The 17,923-nt window shown below is 46.8% G+C and carries 15 protein-coding genes; 14 read left to right on the top strand and 1 reads right to left on the bottom strand.

The genetic code is table 11. From position 1 onward, the window contains the following. The first annotated feature begins 11 nt into the window (after window positions 1-11). The 9 genes from leuB (at window position 12) to yihA (ending at window position 12,246) form a co-directional block, all read left to right on the top strand. The gene (gene leuB, locus BAMF_RS33770) at window positions 12-1,109 is read left to right on the top strand and encodes a 3-isopropylmalate dehydrogenase (RefSeq protein WP_013353086.1); all 1,098 of its coding nucleotides are present in this window, start codon (window positions 12-14) and stop codon (window positions 1,107-1,109) included. 49 nt (window positions 1,110-1,158) lie between these two features. Continuing rightward, the gene (gene leuC / locus BAMF_RS33765) at window positions 1,159-2,577 is read left to right on the top strand and encodes a 3-isopropylmalate dehydratase large subunit (protein WP_013353085.1); all 1,419 of its coding nucleotides are present in this window, start codon (window positions 1,159-1,161) and stop codon (window positions 2,575-2,577) included. A gap of 14 nt (window positions 2,578-2,591) precedes the next feature. Next, entirely contained in the window at window positions 2,592-3,191 is a 600-nt protein-coding gene (gene leuD, locus BAMF_RS33760) for a 3-isopropylmalate dehydratase small subunit (RefSeq protein ID WP_013353084.1), read from the top strand. 118 nt (window positions 3,192-3,309) lie between these two features. Continuing rightward, window positions 3,310-4,314, top strand: coding sequence for a DNA damage checkpoint antagonist DdcA (gene ddcA / locus BAMF_RS33755; RefSeq protein WP_013353083.1), 1,005 nt, complete (start codon window positions 3,310-3,312; stop codon window positions 4,312-4,314). Window positions 4,315-4,530: 216 nt separating this feature from the next. Further along, window positions 4,531-5,805, top strand: coding sequence for a trigger factor (gene tig, locus BAMF_RS33750; protein WP_013353082.1), 1,275 nt, complete (start codon window positions 4,531-4,533; stop codon window positions 5,803-5,805). Between the two features lie 271 nt (window positions 5,806-6,076). Next, window positions 6,077-7,330, top strand: coding sequence for an ATP-dependent protease ATP-binding subunit ClpX (clpX, locus tag BAMF_RS33745; RefSeq protein ID WP_013353081.1), 1,254 nt, complete (start codon window positions 6,077-6,079; stop codon window positions 7,328-7,330). Between the two features lie 150 nt (window positions 7,331-7,480). Then, window positions 7,481-9,139 carry an ATP-dependent protease LonB gene (lonB, locus tag BAMF_RS33740; RefSeq protein ID WP_013353080.1) on the top strand — a complete coding sequence of 553 codons (1,659 nt, stop codon included), beginning with the start codon at window positions 7,481-7,483 and terminating at the stop codon, window positions 9,137-9,139. Window positions 9,140-9,337: 198 nt separating this feature from the next. Next, window positions 9,338-11,662 (top strand): endopeptidase La, encoded by a 2,325-nt coding sequence (lon, locus tag BAMF_RS33735; protein WP_013353079.1) that lies wholly within the window; start codon window positions 9,338-9,340, stop codon window positions 11,660-11,662. Beyond that, window positions 11,659-12,246, top strand: a complete 588-nt coding sequence (gene yihA / locus BAMF_RS33730; RefSeq protein ID WP_013353078.1) for a ribosome biogenesis GTP-binding protein YihA/YsxC — start codon at window positions 11,659-11,661, stop codon at window positions 12,244-12,246. The genes lon and yihA overlap by 4 nt, the downstream gene beginning before the upstream one ends. A 32-nt stretch (window positions 12,247-12,278) precedes the next feature. On the opposite strand, the gene BAMF_RS33725 is transcribed toward yihA, so the two are convergent. Further along, window positions 12,279-12,770 (bottom strand): hypothetical protein, encoded by a 492-nt coding sequence (locus BAMF_RS33725; RefSeq protein ID WP_013353077.1) that lies wholly within the window; start codon window positions 12,768-12,770, stop codon window positions 12,279-12,281. Between the two features lie 196 nt (window positions 12,771-12,966). Here BAMF_RS33725 and hemA point away from each other — a divergent pair, with 196 nt between their 5' ends. The 5 genes from hemA to hemB are packed head-to-tail and all read left to right on the top strand — an operon-like array spanning window position 12,967 to window position 17,897. Continuing rightward, window positions 12,967-14,334: a glutamyl-tRNA reductase gene (gene hemA, locus BAMF_RS33720; protein WP_013353076.1), complete on the top strand. Its 1,368-nt coding sequence runs from the start codon at window positions 12,967-12,969 to the stop codon at window positions 14,332-14,334. A gap of 7 nt (window positions 14,335-14,341) precedes the next feature. After that, window positions 14,342-15,172 carry a cytochrome c biogenesis protein gene (locus tag BAMF_RS33715; protein WP_007408154.1) on the top strand — a complete coding sequence of 277 codons (831 nt, stop codon included), beginning with the start codon at window positions 14,342-14,344 and terminating at the stop codon, window positions 15,170-15,172. 34 nt (window positions 15,173-15,206) lie between these two features. Further along, window positions 15,207-16,148: a hydroxymethylbilane synthase gene (hemC, locus tag BAMF_RS33710; protein ID WP_013353075.1), complete on the top strand. Its 942-nt coding sequence runs from the start codon at window positions 15,207-15,209 to the stop codon at window positions 16,146-16,148. Next, on the top strand, window positions 16,138-16,920 hold the full coding sequence (locus tag BAMF_RS33705) for a uroporphyrinogen-III synthase (protein WP_013353074.1): 783 nt from the start codon (window positions 16,138-16,140) through the stop codon (window positions 16,918-16,920). The genes hemC and BAMF_RS33705 overlap by 11 nt, the downstream gene beginning before the upstream one ends. Window positions 16,921-16,922: 2 nt before the next feature. Further along, window positions 16,923-17,897, top strand: coding sequence for a porphobilinogen synthase (hemB, locus tag BAMF_RS33700; RefSeq protein ID WP_088030568.1), 975 nt, complete (start codon window positions 16,923-16,925; stop codon window positions 17,895-17,897). Window positions 17,898-17,923: the final 26 nt, after the last annotated feature.

Here is a 17,923-nt window from a genome sequence, read left to right as displayed (position 1 = left end):
GAACGTTTGATTTGAAAAAACGCATTGCTTTGCTTCCCGGTGACGGAATCGGGCCGGAAGTGGCGGAATCAGCGGCAGATGTACTGAAAAGCGTTGCCGAACAATTCGGACATGAATTTGAATTTGAAAACGGGCTGATCGGGGGAGCAGCCATTGACGCTCATCAAAATCCCCTCCCTGAGGAGACTGTTGCTCTTTGTGAAAGATCCGACGCCATTTTGCTCGGTGCAGTCGGCGGACCGAAATGGGACCAAAATTCTCCTGAGCTCAGGCCGGAAAAAGGCTTGCTCGGCATCAGAAAAAAACTCGGCCTGTTTGCCAATCTGCGTCCCGTGACCGTATTTGAAAGCCTGTCTGAGGCATCTCCGTTGAAAAAAGAATATATCAGCGGGGTCGACTTTGTGATCGTCCGGGAACTGACGGGCGGCCTCTACTTCGGAGAGCCAAGCAGACAGTATGTCAATGAAGCGGGAGAAAAAGAAGCGGTCGATACCCTTTTTTATAAGAAAGAAGAAATCGAACGCGTTGTCAGAGAAGCCTTTAAGATGGCTGCCGGCAGGAAAGGGAAAGTGACGTCAGTTGATAAGGCGAATGTGCTTTCTTCAAGCAGGCTGTGGCGTGAAACAGCAGATGAAATCGCAAAAGAATTTCCTGATGTGACGCTTGAGCATATGCTTGTCGATAATGCCGCGATGCAGCTCATTTACGCTCCGAATCAATTTGACGTCATCGTAACTGAAAATATGTTCGGCGATATTTTAAGCGATGAAGCCTCTATGCTGACAGGCTCGCTCGGCATGCTGCCGTCAGCCAGTTTATCAAGTTCAGGTCTTCACTTGTTTGAACCCGTGCATGGATCGGCGCCTGACATTGCAGGTAAAGGGATGGCCAATCCGTTTGCGGCGATTTTATCAGCGGCGATGCTCTTGAGAACATCTTTCGGACTTGAAACAGAAGCGCAAGCCATAGAAAAAGCGGTCGCAAAGGTGCTTGCAGACGGCAGCCGCACACGTGATATCGCCCGGGGCGGCCAATATGCCGGAACGCATGATATTACTGAAAAAGTAAAAGCCGCATTAGTCGGCGCGAATACAAAATCTATAGTGTGACGCTTAAAAGAGAGCGGTCTTAGTTCATAGGTAGAGGGAGGAAACAAAGATGATGCCTCGAACAATCATCGAAAAGATTTGGGATCGGCATGTTGTAAAAAGCGGTGAAGGAAAACCCGATCTTCTCTATATTGATCTGCACTTAATTCATGAGGTGACGTCTCCTCAGGCGTTTGAAGGATTAAGGCAAAAGGGAAGAAAGGTCAGACGGCCGCAGAACACATTCGCGACGATGGACCACAATATCCCGACTGTCAACCGTTTTGACATAAAAGATGAAGTCGCAAAGCGCCAAGTAACCGCGCTTGAACGAAATTGTGAGGAGTTCGGCGTCCGTCTTGCGGATCTTCACAGCGCGGATCAGGGAATCGTTCACGTGGTCGGGCCTGAGCTTGGTCTGACACTTCCGGGGAAAACGATCGTTTGCGGAGACAGCCATACATCGACTCACGGCGCATTCGGGGCGCTTGCCTTCGGTATCGGCACAAGTGAGGTGGAACATGTTCTTTCCACACAGACATTATGGCAGCAGCGGCCGAAAACGCTTGAAATCCGCGTTGACGGAACGCTCCAAAAAGGAGTGACCGCGAAGGATGTCATCTTATCGGTTATCGGAAAATACGGGGTGAAATTCGGTACGGGATATGTCATTGAATACACCGGGGAAGTATTCAGAAACATGTCTATGGACGAACGCATGACCGTCTGCAATATGTCAATAGAAGCGGGAGCGCGCGCGGGACTGATCGCTCCTGATGAAACGACGATCGAATACTGCAGAAACCGTAAATACGCGCCAAAAGGCGAAGAGTTTGAAAAAGCGGCTGCAGAATGGAAAGCGTTAAAAACCGATCCGGGCGCCGTCTACGATCGTTCCATCGTGTTAGACGGCAGCGAGATTTCTCCAATGGTCACATGGGGCATCAACCCCGGCATGGTTCTTCCGGTAGATGCTCAAATACCGGCGCCGGAAAGCATTGATTCTGACGACGGTAAAAAAGAAGCCATCCGCGCGTACGAATACATGGGGATTGAACCGAATCAAAAAATTGAAGATATAAAAGTCGAACATGTATTTATCGGCTCCTGTACAAATTCGCGGATGACCGACCTTCGCCAGGCTGCTGATATGATTAAAGGCCGAAAAGTCGCCGACAGCGTCAGAGCGATTGTGGTGCCGGGCTCTCAAAGCGTGAAACAGCAGGCTGAGAAAGAAGGGCTGCACCGTGTGTTTCTTGAAGCGGGCTTTGAATGGAGAGAATCAGGCTGCAGCATGTGCCTCAGTATGAACAATGATGTCGTGCCTGAAGGGGAACGATGCGCCTCCACATCCAACCGCAACTTCGAAGGCAGACAGGGAAAAGGCGCGAGAACACACCTTGTCAGTCCTGCCATGGCGGCAATGGCGGCCATTCACGGGCATTTCGTCGATGTAAGAAAGTTTTATCAAGAAAAAACAGTTGTGTAAGGAGTGCGCGAAAGATGGAACCTTTAAAAACGCATACAGGAAAAGCGGCCGTCTTAAACCGGATCAACGTCGACACGGACCAGATTATTCCGAAGCAGTTTCTGAAAAGAATTGAAAGAACCGGATACGGCAGATTCGCGTTTTTTGATTGGAGATACCTTGAGAACGGTGAGCCTGATCCTGAGTTTGAATTAAACCGCCAAGTCTATGAAGGCGCGTCTATATTAATTGCCGGAGAGAATTTCGGCTGCGGATCATCCCGTGAGCACGCTCCTTGGGCGCTGGATGATTACGGATTCAAAATCATCATCGCCCCGTCATTTGCCGATATTTTTCATCAAAACTGCTTTAAAAACGGTATGCTTCCCATCCGTATGCCGTATGATCAGTGGAAAAAACTCGCCTGTCAATATGAAAATCAGTCCCTTAATATGACGGTTGACTTGGAAAACCAGCTCATTCACGACAGCGAAGGAAGAGAGATTTCGTTTGAAGTCGATCCTCACTGGAAGGAAATGCTGATTAACGGCTATGATGAAATTTCATTAACGCTTCTGCTGGAGGACGACATTCAGCAGTTTGAATCGAAAAGAAGTTCTTGGCTTCGAGCCTGAAAAAAGCCGTCCGGCATCTGTCCGGCGGCTTTTTTGGCCGTGCGCGTCATCCTTTCTTGTGTTTCCTGACGCGTGTTGATACACTTGAACAAAATAAGCGCCTGAAAGGAAATAAAGTATGACGCATGACAAGAAAAAAGCTGATATCATTCCTTTCCCCCGTCTGAAAGAACGCTTGGTTGATAAAGGGATGGCCGCCATGAAGGATAAACAGTATCAGGAGGCCCTCGAACTGTTTTCAGAAGCGGTAAGCCACGGTGATACCGAGTCCGATGTACATTTAGGCATGGCGATTTGTTTTCTGGAACTCGGGGAATTGGAAGAAGCAAAACAAGTTTGCGAGAAAATGCTGAATGAAGGGTACGGCCATTATTTTACCGTGCTGCAGGTGTATATGACCATTTTAATTCAGCTGAAACAATATGAAGAAGTCAAAAGCACAATTGAAGCTGTACTGGAGGAAAACCAGCTGCCAGCAGAAAGTGCGGAACAATTCTACCGGCTGCTCGAATTCAGCCGCAAAATGACCGATCCCGATCAGCAGGATGAGGCGTGGGAGGAGGAATATGAAGACGTTCTTGATGCGGAAAAAGTGCTGAACAGCCCCGCAGAACAAATGAATCTGATTCATTCTCTCAAAGACCGCAATATTGCGAAATACACGGGCCTTTTAAAAACGATTCTTCAAGATCCGGGCGCGCATCCGCTGATCAAAACGATGATTTTGACGCTTATGTCGGAGCACGACTACAGCAAACCGGTCCATATTACAAAATTCGGTGATTCAATGACCGCGATCCCGAGTGAAACGATTCAGCCTGATGCGGCCCCGATTTTGCATCGTGTTCTCCGGGTGCTTGATGAAACGCTCGGCAATGAAAATCCTACATTATACGCCGCCGTTGAGGAGCTGTGGAGAAGGCATCTGACCGTATTGCACCCTTTTATGCCGAAGTTTTTGAACGCAGATTTATGGGCCGCGGCGCTTCATAAGGTCGGTTACGAGATGCACGGCATTGACATTGAGCCGGAGGAACTTCATATGATGTACGAGTTTGACAGCCGTGAACTCGAAGAAGCCTGCACGATGATTAAGGATATTGAAGAAATTTCTTATTTGTAAATCACGCCATATAGTTGAAAGCGCTAGGCGTTATGTTATAATATAGTGGTTGTATTTATGTATAGCGGTTTAACTGAAATGAGAATTACGGTTGGACAGGCTGCCAGTTCATTACATAATGATTCTGATTCAAAGCGGTTTTTTCTTTGACAAAGCCGCGGATTGCTTTAGAATGGAAGACCGACACAACCTGAATAGATTTTTGGAGGGAAACACATGTCTGTAAAATGGGAAAAACAAGAAGGCAACGAAGGCGTATTAACGGTTGAAGTTGATGCGGAAACGTTTAAAACAGCTCTTGATGATGCATTTAAAAAAGTAGTAAAACAGGTTTCTATTCCTGGATTCCGCAAAGGGAAAGTTCCCCGCGGTTTATTCGAACAGCGTTTCGGCGTTGAAGCTCTTTACCAGGATGCTTTAGATATTTTACTTCCTGTAGAATACCCTAAAGCGGTTGAAGAAGCCGGCATTGAGCCTGTAGACCGCCCTGAAATCGATGTTGAAAAAATCGAAAAAGGCGAAAGCTTAATTTTCACTGCAAAAGTGACTGTAAAACCGGAAGTGAAACTCGGTGACTACAAAGGCTTAGGTATCGAAAAAGATGACGTGTCCGTTACTGACGAAGACGTACAAAACGAACTTAAAGCGCTTCAGGAGCGTCAGGCTGAGCTTGTCGTGAAAGAAGAAGGCGCTGTTGAAAACGGCGATACAGTCGTTCTTGACTTCGAAGGTTTCGTTGACGGAGAAGCATTTGAAGGCGGAAAAGCTGAGAACTACTCACTTGAAGTAGGATCAGGTTCATTCATCCCGGGCTTCGAAGAGCAGTTAACAGGTCTTGAAGCAGGCGCTGAAAAGGATCTTGAAGTAACATTCCCTGAAGAGTACCATGCTGAAGAGCTTGCCGGAAAACCAGCTGTTTTCAAAGTGAAAATTCATGAAATCAAAGCGAAAGAGCTTCCGGAGCTTAACGACGAATTCGCAAAAGACATTGACGAAGAAGTTGAAACGCTTGCTGAATTAACTGAGAAAACAAAAAAACGCCTTGAAGAAGCAAAAGAAAACGAAGCTGACGCTAAATTGCGTGAAGAGCTTGTTCTGAAAGCATCTGAAAACGCTGAAGCTGATGTTCCTCAAGCGATGATCGACACTGAGCTTGACCGCATGCTGAAAGAATTCGAACAGCGTCTGCAAATGCAAGGCATGAACCTTGAGCTTTACACTCAATTCTCAGGTCAAGATGAAAACGCGTTAAAAGAGCAAATGACAGAAGATGCTGCAAAACGCGTAAAATCAAACCTGACGCTTGAAGCGATCGCTCAAGCTGAAAATCTTGAAGTGACTGACGAAGAAGTTGAAGCTGAGCTGACTAAAATGGCTGAAGCTTACAACATGCCGGTTGAAAACATCAAGCAGGCAATCGGTTCAACTGACGCGATGAAAGAAGATTTAAAAGTTCGAAAAGCAATTGATTTTCTTGTAGAAAACCGTTAATATGGTTCATAATAATAGACATAATAAAACAGGGCGCGATTAATTCGTGCCTTGTTTTGTACAATTATGATATAACTCTTTTTCTTGGGGCAAGATAGTCATTGCCGGGCTGTTTTTTGTCATACATATAGAATGTGCAAGCGCGAAACACATTGTTACCGTCTTACTGGAAAGTATGGTAAAATGCAATACATACTCGATCGTAGCAAGAACCGTTTTCTTTTGCCCTTCAGGTAAAAGAAAAAGTGAGACAAGATTAAGGGGTGAAAGAATGTTTAAATTCAACGAGGAAAAAGGACAATTAAAATGCTCGTTCTGCGGAAAAACGCAAGATCAGGTTCGTAAGCTGGTTGCAGGACCGGGTGTATATATATGCGACGAATGCATCGAGCTCTGTACAGAAATCGTAGAAGAAGAGCTGGGCACAGAAGAAGAAGTCGAATTTAAAGACGTTCCGAAGCCGCAGGAAATCCGTGAGATTCTGAATGAATATGTCATCGGACAGGATCAGGCGAAGAAATCACTTGCGGTTGCGGTATACAACCATTACAAACGCATCAACTCCAACAGTAAAGTGGATGATGTCGAGCTTTCTAAAAGTAATATTTCATTAATCGGGCCGACTGGAAGCGGGAAAACACTTCTCGCCCAGACACTTGCGCGTATTCTGAACGTGCCGTTTGCGATCGCGGACGCTACATCTCTGACTGAAGCCGGATATGTCGGTGAGGACGTAGAAAACATTCTCCTCAAACTGATTCAGGCAGCAGACTATGATGTGGAAAAAGCGGAAAAAGGCATTATTTATATCGATGAAATCGATAAAGTAGCGCGTAAATCTGAAAACCCGTCCATCACACGTGACGTATCAGGCGAAGGCGTTCAGCAGGCGCTGCTGAAAATTCTTGAAGGAACGGTTGCAAGCGTGCCGCCTCAAGGAGGGCGCAAACATCCTCATCAGGAATTCATTCAGATCGATACGACGAACATTCTGTTCATTTGCGGGGGTGCATTTGACGGCATCGAACAAATCATTAAACGCCGTCTCGGACAAAAAGTCATCGGCTTCGGCTCTGATAATAAAGTGGCAGACTTGGAAAAAGAAGAACTGCTTTCTAAAGTTCTTCCGGAAGACTTGCTTCGTTTCGGGCTGATTCCTGAATTCATCGGCCGTCTTCCTGTCATTGCAAGCCTTGAGCAGCTTGACGAAACGGCACTGGTTGAAATTCTGACTAAACCTAAAAACGCACTCGTCAAACAATACAAGAAAATGTTAGAACTAGATGATGTCGAGCTTGATTTTGAAGACGAGGCATTATCTGAAATTGCGAAAAAAGCGATCGAGCGAAAAACAGGCGCACGCGGCCTGCGTTCTATCATTGAGGGCATCATGCTTGACGTCATGTTTGATCTGCCGTCCCGCGATGACATTGAAAAATGTGTCATTACCGGAGCGACAGTGGCAGACGGTGAAGCACCGCGTCTTGTATTAAAAGACGGCACTGTTGTTAAAACATCAGCGTAACGTTACAAAACCTCCTGACTCGGATTGATCAGGAGGTTTTTTTCTTGTCCCGACCCTTCTGAAAAATGTTTATTCCGGGCTTTGCTGGGAGATACTAGCGGACAGAGGAATGAATTGGATACATAAATCGTTTTTTCAGGAGGGACCAGCATGAGTTGGACAGGGATCGCATTATTTGTACAGCTGTTTTTCGGGATAGTCATCGGATTATATTTTTGGAATCTGCTCAAAAACCAGCGTACACAAAAAGTGACGATAGATAAAGAATCAAAAAAGGAAATGGAACAGCTTCGCAAAATGCGCGCCATCAGTTTATCAGAACCTTTATCAGAGAAGGTGCGGCCGAAAAGCTTTCAGGATATTGTCGGCCAGGAGGATGGGATTAAAGCATTAAAAGCAGCGCTTTGCGGTCCGAACCCGCAGCATGTCATAATTTACGGGCCTCCGGGAGTCGGTAAAACGGCTGCGGCGCGTCTCGTATTGGAAGAAGCGAAAAAACATAAACAGTCACCATTTCAGAAGCAGGCCGTTTTTGTTGAGCTTGATGCGACGACCGCACGATTTGATGAACGGGGTATTGCCGATCCGCTTATCGGTTCAGTGCATGATCCGATTTATCAGGGAGCGGGGGCAATGGGTCAGGCGGGCATTCCGCAGCCGAAGCAGGGGGCTGTGACCCATGCGCACGGCGGTGTATTGTTTATTGATGAAATCGGCGAGCTTCACCCGATTCAGATGAATAAAATGCTGAAGGTGCTTGAAGATCGGAAAGTATTTTTAGACAGTGCGTATTACAGTGAGGAAAATACGCAGATACCGAATCATATTCATGATATTTTTCAAAACGGGCTTCCCGCGGATTTCCGACTGATCGGAGCGACAACGAGAATGCCGAATGAAATTCCGCCGGCCATCCGGTCCCGCTGTCTTGAAGTGTTTTTCCGCGAGCTGGAAAAGGATGAACTTAAAACCGTTGCGAAAAAAGCGGCCGACAAAATTCAGAAAGAGATTTCTGATGAGGCTCTTGGTGTGCTGACCGCATATACGAGAAACGGACGCGAAGCCGTCAATATGATTCAGATTGCCGCCGGTATGGCGGTGACCGAGGACAGGAAAGAAATTACGACAGAGGATATAGAGTGGGTTGTTCATTCCAGTCAGCTTACGCCGAAAAATGAGCAGAAAATCGCTGATGAACCGCAAGTCGGTATCGTGAACGGGCTTGCCGTTTACGGGCCGAACAGCGGCGCATTGCTGGAAATCGAAGTGAATGTCACGCCTGCGCAGGACAAAGGCAGCCTGAATATTACGGGAATCGCAGAGGAAGAGAGCATTGGCAGCCAATCAAAGTCGATCCGCCGCAAAAGTATGGCGAAGGGGTCAGTGGAGAATGTTCTGACGGTTCTTCGCACAATGGGCATCAAACCTTCAGACTATGACATTCATGTCAATTTTCCGGGCGGAGGTCCGATTGACGGACCTTCTGCGGGTATCGCGATGGCTGCGGGGATTTTTTCCGCGATTCACCGCATCCCTATCGACCATACGGTGGCGATGACGGGAGAGATCAGCCTGACAGGGCTTGTCAAACCCATCGGCGGCGTTATCCCGAAAATCAAAGCCGCAAAGCAGGCCGGAGCAAAAACGGTCATTATCCCTTATGAAAATCAGCAGTCCATTCTGAAACGAATAGATGGAATCACCATTAAAGCGGTAAAAACGTTTCAGGAAGTGCTTGACGTCATATTGGTAGACCCGCCTTCAGAACAGAAACCGTTTGATATCCAAATGAATAAGGAATCCGTATAAACCCCATTTTTATAATGGGGTTTTTTTATGGAGGACATCTTTTCCTTTTTCAGAACAGAAAGAAAGGGTATACTACGAAGAGACTGTTTTATATACAGGGCAGGCGGTAAGCCGATGATTGCCCGATCCCGGAATTGTACAACGATGAAAAAGTTGTATTATAATGGTTCATACTAAAGTCACGGAGGTGTCAGTCACATGGCAGAAGATACAAAACGCAGCATCCCGCTCCTCCCTTTAAGAGGTTTATTGGTATACCCGACGATGGTTTTACATTTAGATGTAGGCCGGGACAAGTCGGTTCAGGCTCTTGAACAGGCAATGATGCATGATCATATGATTTTTTTAGCCACTCAGCAGGATATTTCGATAGACGAACCGGGTGAAGAGGACATTTTCACCGTCGGCACTTATACAAAAATTAAACAGATGCTGAAGCTTCCCAACGGTACGATCAGAGTGCTTGTAGAAGGAATTCAGCGGGCGCAGATCCTTGAATACACCGAGCTCGAAGATTATACTTCGGTCGATATACAGCTGATGCATGAGGACGATTCGAAAGACGTGGAAGATGAAGCGCTTATGCGGACGCTGCTGGACCATTTTGACCAGTACATAAAAATTTCTAAAAAAATCTCCGCAGAAACGTATGCAGCCGTGACTGATATTGAAGAGCCCGGCAGAATGGCGGATATCGTCGCTTCTCATCTCCCGCTGAAATTAAAGGACAAGCAGGATATTTTAGAAACGGCTGATATTAAAGAACGCCTGAATAAGGTCATCCGTTCTATTCATAATGAAAAAGAAGTGCTGGAAATTGAGAAAAAAATCGGACAGCGCGTCAAGCGTTCGATGGAACGCACTCAAAAGGAATACTACTTGCGTGAACAGATGAAAGCCATTCAGAAGGAGCTTGGCGACAAAGAAGGGAAAACCGGTGAAGTTCAGTCGCTCACGGAGAAGATAGAAGAAGCCGGCATGCCTGAGCGTGTCAAAGAAACGGCGCTTAAGGAATTAAGCCGTTACGAAAAAGTGCCGTCAAGCTCAGCGGAAAGCTCTGTTATCCGCAACTATATTGACTGGCTTATCGCTCTGCCGTGGTCGGACGAAACAGAAGATAAACTGGATATTAAAAAAGCCGGGGAAATCTTAGACAAAGAGCATCACGGTTTAGAGAAAGTGAAAGAACGGATTCTGGAGTATTTGGCTGTGAAACAGCTGACGAAAACGCTGAAAGGGCCGATTCTTTGTCTGGCCGGACCTCCGGGAGTCGGAAAAACATCTCTTGCAAAATCAATCAGTACGAGCATGGGGCGCCGTTTTGTGAGAATTTCACTGGGCGGTGTGCGGGATGAATCTGAAATCCGCGGGCATCGGCGTACATACGTCGGAGCGATGCCGGGCCGTATTATACAGGGGATGAAAAAAGCCGGCAAACAAAATCCGGTCTTTCTCCTTGATGAGATTGATAAAATGTCGTCTGATTTCAGAGGCGACCCGTCTTCGGCGATGCTTGAGGTGCTGGATCCGGAACAAAACAGCACATTCAGCGACCATTATATTGAAGAGACGTTCGATTTATCGAAAGTGCTTTTTATCGCGACTGCGAATAACCTTGCTTCAATACCGGGCCCTCTCAGAGACAGAATGGAGATTATCAGCCTGTCAGGCTATACTGAAAACGAAAAGCTGGAGATCGTAAAAGACCACCTGCTTCCGAAACAGATCAAAGAGCACGGGCTCACAAAGAGCAACCTGCAGATTCGGGATCAGGCGATTACCGACATCATCCGCTATTATACAAGGGAAGCCGGTGTGAGAACGCTTGAACGCCAGGTTGCCGCCATTTGCCGAAAAGCTGCAAAAGCCATCGTTTCTGAGGAAAGAAAACGCATTACCGTTACAGAGAAAAATTTGGCAGACTACCTTGGAAAACGGATATTCAGATACGGACAAGCGGAAACCGAAGATCAAATCGGGGTCGTCACGGGGCTTGCGTATACGACAGTCGGCGGAGACACGCTTTCAATCGAGGTGTCATTGTCACCGGGAAAAGGAAAGCTGATTCTGACCGGGAAGCTGGGAGATGTCATGCGGGAATCCGCCCAGGCAGCTTTCAGTTATGTCCGCTCAAAAGCGGAACAGCTCGGAATCGATCCGACATTCCATGAGAACCATGACATTCATATTCATGTCCCTGAAGGAGCGGTGCCGAAAGACGGCCCTTCTGCGGGAATTACGATGGCCACGGCGCTCGTTTCAGCGTTAACGGATCGTCCGGTAAAACGCGAAGTCGGTATGACGGGAGAAATCACGCTGCGGGGCCGCGTGCTTCCGATCGGCGGACTGAAAGAAAAGGCGCTCGGTGCCCACAGAGCGGGCCTGACCACGATTATTGCGCCTAAAGATAACGAAAAAGATATAGAGGATATTCCTGAAAGCGTCAGAGAAGGACTGAAATTTATATTCGTGTCACATCTGGATGACGTTTTGGAACATGCCTTAGTAGGAGAGAAGAAATGAAAGTTACAAAGTCAGAAATCGTGATCAGCGCGGTTAAACCGGAACAGTACCCTGATGGGGGACTTCCGGAAATCGCGCTGGCGGGAAGATCAAATGTAGGAAAGTCATCTTTTATCAATTCATTAATCAATCGGAAAAACCTGGCCAGAACGTCATCAAAACCGGGGAAAACACAGACCTTAAACTTTTACATCATCAATGATGAATTGCATTTTGTCGACGTTCCCGGGTACGGGTTTGCGAAAGTTTCAAAAAGCGAGCGGGAAGCATGGGGGAGAATGATTGAAACCTATATGACGACCCGTGAAGAGCTGAAAGCCTGCGTGCAGATTGTCGACCTCAGACACGCGCCGTCTGCTGATGACGTGAACATGTATGAATTCTTGAAATATTACGGCATTCCCGTTATCGTCATTGCGACAAAAGCGGATAAGATTCCAAAAGGAAAATGGGACAAGCACTTAAAGGTTGTCAAACAGACGCTTGATATGGACCCTGAAGATGAGCTGATTTTATTCTCCTCTGAAACAAAAAAAGGAAAAGATGAAGCATGGGGAGCCATTAAAAAAATGATCAGCAGGTAATGAAAAACCCAAAACGCAGTGCGTTTTGGGTTTTATCGTATAGTTTTGTTCCGCTTGATAAACAATAAGAAAAGGCTGATTCCGACGAAAACATACGGCCAGTATGTTTTGAAATGCTCCGTCGGAATATTCACGGATTCCATCCACGCCGTAATTTGTTTAAAGAAGTATAAAAAGAGGGAAAAACCAATCATGGCAACCGCTTCGTATACATATTCTTTTCTGGCGGCCGCAAATAAGGAGAAACCGAGTACGAAGAGCAGCATTTCGAAATCTCCCGGCCACCAAGAGAGCTCTGGTTTGGCGAAAAAGTGTAAACCTATTCCGAACAGAAGCATACCGATAAGGACGTGAGGCCCAGCCGCTTCCTTTTTGCCCTGATACAAGAACACGGCACCCAAAAGCATAAGGAGCACCGGCCATTCTCCCTGATTCGCAAAGAGGCGGACCTGTCCGCTCTGAAGCCATGCGAATAATGAAGCGGCAAGCAGAAGTCCTGGTAATAAAATTGATGTTTTTTTCATCCTGTCACCTACCCGCAGTAAAGGATTTTTAGTATGATGATTACAGAGGAAACGAAGCTTTTTATACTATAGCATAACATTTTTGAAATCTGTTCACATTTTCACGAAGAAACTATGTTATAATTATTATAAATAATAAATTCTATGTTAGAATGATTATAAATAAATTGCGATGTACGGGGGTGCATGAACGGCTATGCATATTCTTGTAGTGGGAGTAGATTATAAATCCGCCCCCATTGAAATACGTGAAAAAATAAGTTTTCAGCCGGATGAGCTTGCAGAAGCGATGCTCCGTTTAAAAGAAGAAAAAAGTGTTCTTGAAAACATTATCGTGTCAACCTGCAACCGAACTGAAATATATGCGGTGGTCGACCAGCTTCATACCGGCCGTTATTATATAAAGACATTTTTATCCGAATGGTTCTCGCTGCCGAAAGAAGAGCTGTCTCCGTTTCTGAAATTTTATGAGAGCGATGCGGCGATCGAGCATTTATTCCGTGTGGCGTGCGGTTTGGATTCCATGGTCATCGGAGAAACACAAATACTCGGCCAGGTCCGTTCGAGCTTTAAAACGGCGCAGACAGAAAAGACAATCGGCACCATTTTCAATGAGCTCTTTAAACAGGCGGTGACTGTCGGCAAACGCACGCATGCTGAAACCGATATCGGCGCCAATGCCGTTTCCGTCAGTTACGCGGCCGTTGAACTCGCGAAAAAAATCTTCGGCTCTCTGTCAAATAAGCACATTTTGATTCTCGGTGCGGGGAAAATGGGCGAGCTCGCCGCAGAAAACCTGCACGGACAGGGCATCGGCAAAGTAACGGTCATCAACAGAACGTTTTTGAAGGCAAAAGAGCTTGCTGACCGTTTCTCCGGAGAAGCTCGCAGCTTAAACCAGCTTGAACATGCACTTGCTGAAGCTGATATTTTAATCAGCTCGACAGGCGCGAGTGATTTTGTCGTGTCTAAAGATATGATGGAGAGAGCGGGCAGACAGCGGAAGGGCCGCCCGTTATTTATGGTGGACATCGCTGTGCCGAGAGACCTTGATCCTGCGCTGAACGATCTTGAAGGTGTTTTCCTGTACGATATTGATGACCTTGAAGGAATCGTTGAAGCCAACTTAAAAGAACGCCGTGAAACCGCTGAAAAAGTCGAGCTGTTCATTGAAGCGGCAATTGTTGAATTTAAGCAGTGGCTTAATACGCTCGGCGTCGTGCCGGTCATTTCGGCGCTGCGTGAAAAGGCGCTGTCCATCCAGTCCGATACGATGCAGAGCATTGAGCGCAAGCTGCCTAATCTGACGGTAAGAGAGAAAAAACTGCTCAGCAAACATACGAAAAGCATCATTAACCAGATGCTGCGCGACCCGATTCTGAAAGCGAAAGAGCTTGCGGCTGAAGCGGATTCCGAGGAAAAGCTGAAGCTGTTTATGCAGATTTTCGATATTGAGGATGAAGCCGGCCGCCAGCTGGACAAAAGCCTGGATAACCGCCAGACGGTTCATTCGTTTCAAAAGGCAGAAGCAAAAACGGGCTTACGTCCGCTTGTAAGTGAGTGAGCGCTGTATGATTGATACAGCAATGGCAAGACTTAATGAAGCGACAATTGTTATTTATGCAGTAAGCGTCCTTTTTTACTTTATAGATTTTCTTCAACACAACCGGAAGGCTGGGAAAATGGCCTTCTGGTTGCTTTCTATTGTCTGGACTCTGCAAACCGTCTATCTTTCTTATTTTATGTGGCAGACGGGGAGATTTCCGGTCTTAAATATTACAGAGGCCCTTTACTTTTATGCGTGGGTGCTTGTTACGCTCTCACTTGTTGTCACGCAGATTCTGCGGGTTGATTTTATCGTGTTTTTCACGAATGTCATCGGTTTCTCGATGATCGCGATCCACACGTTTTCACCGACTGATCAGCATTCGGCAGCTTTTTCCGGCCAGCTGGTCTCAGAGCTTTTGGTCATTCATATCACAATGGCGATTCTCTCATACGGCGCCTTTTCCCTTTCTTTTGTCTTTTCGCTTCTTTATCAATTTCAATATTCTTTATTAAAGAAGAAAAAATGGGGAAAATGGCTGTTGAGAATTGAAGATTTGTCAAAACTTGATTATATGGCTTACGTTTTGAATGTCATCGGAGTTCCGATGCTGCTGTTAAGTTTGATCTTAGGCGTAATCTGGGCGTATGTGTCTCTGGAAACGCTGTACTGGTTTGATTCAAAAGTGCTCGGCTCGTTTATTGTGCTGCTTTTATACAGCTACTATTTATATATCAGAATGATTAAGGAACTGCAGGGAAAAGTGGCGGCGTTATGGAATTCAGCATGTTTTCTCGTGCTGATGATTAATTACTTCCTGCTCGGAAGCCTATCGCAATTCCATTGGTTCAGTTAACGTCACGCGCCAAACAGATTCGGGAGGAAAGAAAATGAGAACGATTAAGGTAGGTTCCAGACGGAGCAAACTGGCTATGACCCAGACAAAATGGGTGATTAACAAACTAAAGGAATTGAATCCTTCGTATAACTTTGAAATTCAGGAGATTGTCACAAAAGGCGACCGCATCCTTGATGTCACACTGTCAAAAGTGGGCGGCAAAGGTCTGTTTGTCAAAGAGATTGAACAGGCGCTGTTACATCAGGAGATTGATATGGCGGTCCACAGCATGAAAGACATGCCTGCTGTTTTGCCTGAAGGTCTGGTCATCGGCTGCATACCGAAACGTGAGGACCCGCGTGATGCGCTGATTTCCAAGGGGCATCAAAAGCTGGACGACATAAAAGAAGGCGGCATCATCGGCACGAGCAGTTTAAGAAGAAGCGCCCAGATTCTTGCTGAGCGCCCTGATCTTACTATTAAATGGATCAGAGGCAACATAGATACGAGACTTCAAAAGCTTGAGACGGAAGATTATGATGCTATTATTTTAGCTGCTGCGGGTCTTTCAAGAATGGGCTGGAAAGATGATGTCGTATCTGAATTCCTCGAACCGGACCGCTGTCTGCCTGCGGTAGGCCAAGGCGCTCTTGCCATTGAATGCAGAGAGTCGGATGAGGAGCTTTTGAAGCTGTTTGCGCAATTCACCGATGAGTATACGAAACGCACGGTGGCAGCCGAACGGGCTTTCTTGCACGCGATGGAAGGCGGCTGCCAAGTGCCGATTGCCGGGTATGCGTCCGTCAATGACCGGGATGAGGTTGAATTGGTCGGTCTTGTTGCGTCTCCGGACGGTAAGACGATTTATAAAGAAACAGCGGCGGGACATGATCCGGAAGAAATCGGGAAACGCTGTGCGGCGATGATGTCTGAAAAAGGAGCCAAAGCATTAATCGACAGCGTAAAACAGGAGCTCGATCAGGATGGCAAATGACCTTCCTTTACAAGGAAAGACCGTGCTTGTCACCCGGAACAAAAGACAGGCCGCCCCGTTCCGAAAAAAAGTGGAGGCGCTCGGCGGAACGGCTGTTTCCGCTTCGCTGATCGCTTTTCAGGAAGCGCTCCCGGGTGAATGTGCGGACAGTCTCCGGGAAGACCTTTCTGAGCCGGGGTGGCTTGTTTTTACAAGCGTAAACGGTGTCCGGTTCTTTTTTTCCTACCTCGATGAGCACGGCCTTGCGCTTTCGGGACGGAAAAAAATCGCAGCCGTCGGTGAAAAGACTGCGCGCGCCCTTAAAGAGCGGGGAGCCGGGACGGATGCGATGCCTGATGAGTATGTGGCTGAATGTCTGGCTGATACATTAAAGCGGCACGCATCAGCTGCCGAACCCATTTCAGTGATAAAGGGCAATTTATCACGCGATGTCATAAAAGCGGAGCTTGAGCCGCTTGGCTATCAAATAAGGGAATGGGTGCTGTACAATACCATTCAGGATGAAAAAGGAATGGACGAGCTGAGACAGGCTGCATCCCGCTCTCATTTTGATTTTATTACGTTTACCAGTTCTTCGGCGGTGCATACGTTTATGCATGCGGTCGGAGACGAAAAAAAAACTTTGGAAAACAGCGGTGCGAGCTATATCAGCATCGGCCCTTTGACGGAAAAAGCGCTATTGGAATACGGGATCTCATCCCATGTGCCTGACACCTATACGATTGAAGGCATGCTGGACGTCATGTGCAGCATGTCGGGAAAGGATAGATAATGATGAATCAAACATTTAACAGACACCGCCGTTTGCGCGCGAACGCTGCGATGAGAGATTTAGTAAGAGAAACACGCCTTCACCCTTCAGATTTTATTTACCCTTTATTTGTCGTTGAAGGGCTTGAAGGAAAAAAAGAAGTTCCTTCCATGCCGGGGGTTTATCATGTGTCACTCGATTTATTAAAGGATGAAATGGCTGAGCTCATATCACTCGACATTAAGTCGGTCATCGTTTTCGGCGTGCCGGAAGAAAAAGACGACTGCGGAACTCAGGCTTTTCACGATCACGGCATTGTGCAAAAAGGGATTGCTGAAATTAAAAAGCATTATCCTGAAATGATCGTAATCGCTGATACATGCCTCTGTGAATATACGGATCACGGCCATTGCGGCGTTGTGAAAGACGGAGTAATCCTGAATGACGAGTCGCTTGAACTGCTGGCGCAGACAGCCGTCAGCCAGGCTAAAGCCGGCGCTGATATCATCGCTCCTTCAAACATGATGGACGGTTTTGTCACAGTGATCAGAGAAGCGCTTGACAAAGAAGGATTCACAAATATTCCGATCATGTCCTATGCCGTGAAATATTCAAGTGAATTTTACGGTCCGTTCCGCGACGCGGCTGACAGCACACCGCAGTTCGGCGACCGAAAAACATATCAGATGGATCCGGCCAACCGCTTGGAAGCGCTCCGTGAGGCTGAATCAGACGCTGCAGAAGGCGCTGACTTTTTAATCGTCAAACCGTCTATGTCATACTTAGATATTATGCGTGATGTGAAAAACCGCCATCACCTGCCGCTGGTCGCTTATAATGTAAGCGGGGAGTATTCTATGGTGAAAGCTGCAGCCCAAAACGGCTGGATTAAAGAAAAAGAAATGGTGCTTGAAATTTTAACGAGCATGAAACGTGCAGGTGCCGACCTCATTATGACGTATCATGCAAAAGACGCAGCAAAATGGCTTGCTGAATAAGAATTTCATTTGACGGGAGCTGAGGC

This window comes from Bacillus amyloliquefaciens DSM 7 = ATCC 23350 (genome assembly GCF_000196735.1).
GTDB lineage: Bacteria > Bacillota > Bacilli > Bacillales > Bacillaceae > Bacillus > Bacillus amyloliquefaciens.
The sequence above is the reverse complement of the archived record's forward strand: the minus strand, read 5'-3'. Positions and strand labels throughout refer to the sequence as shown.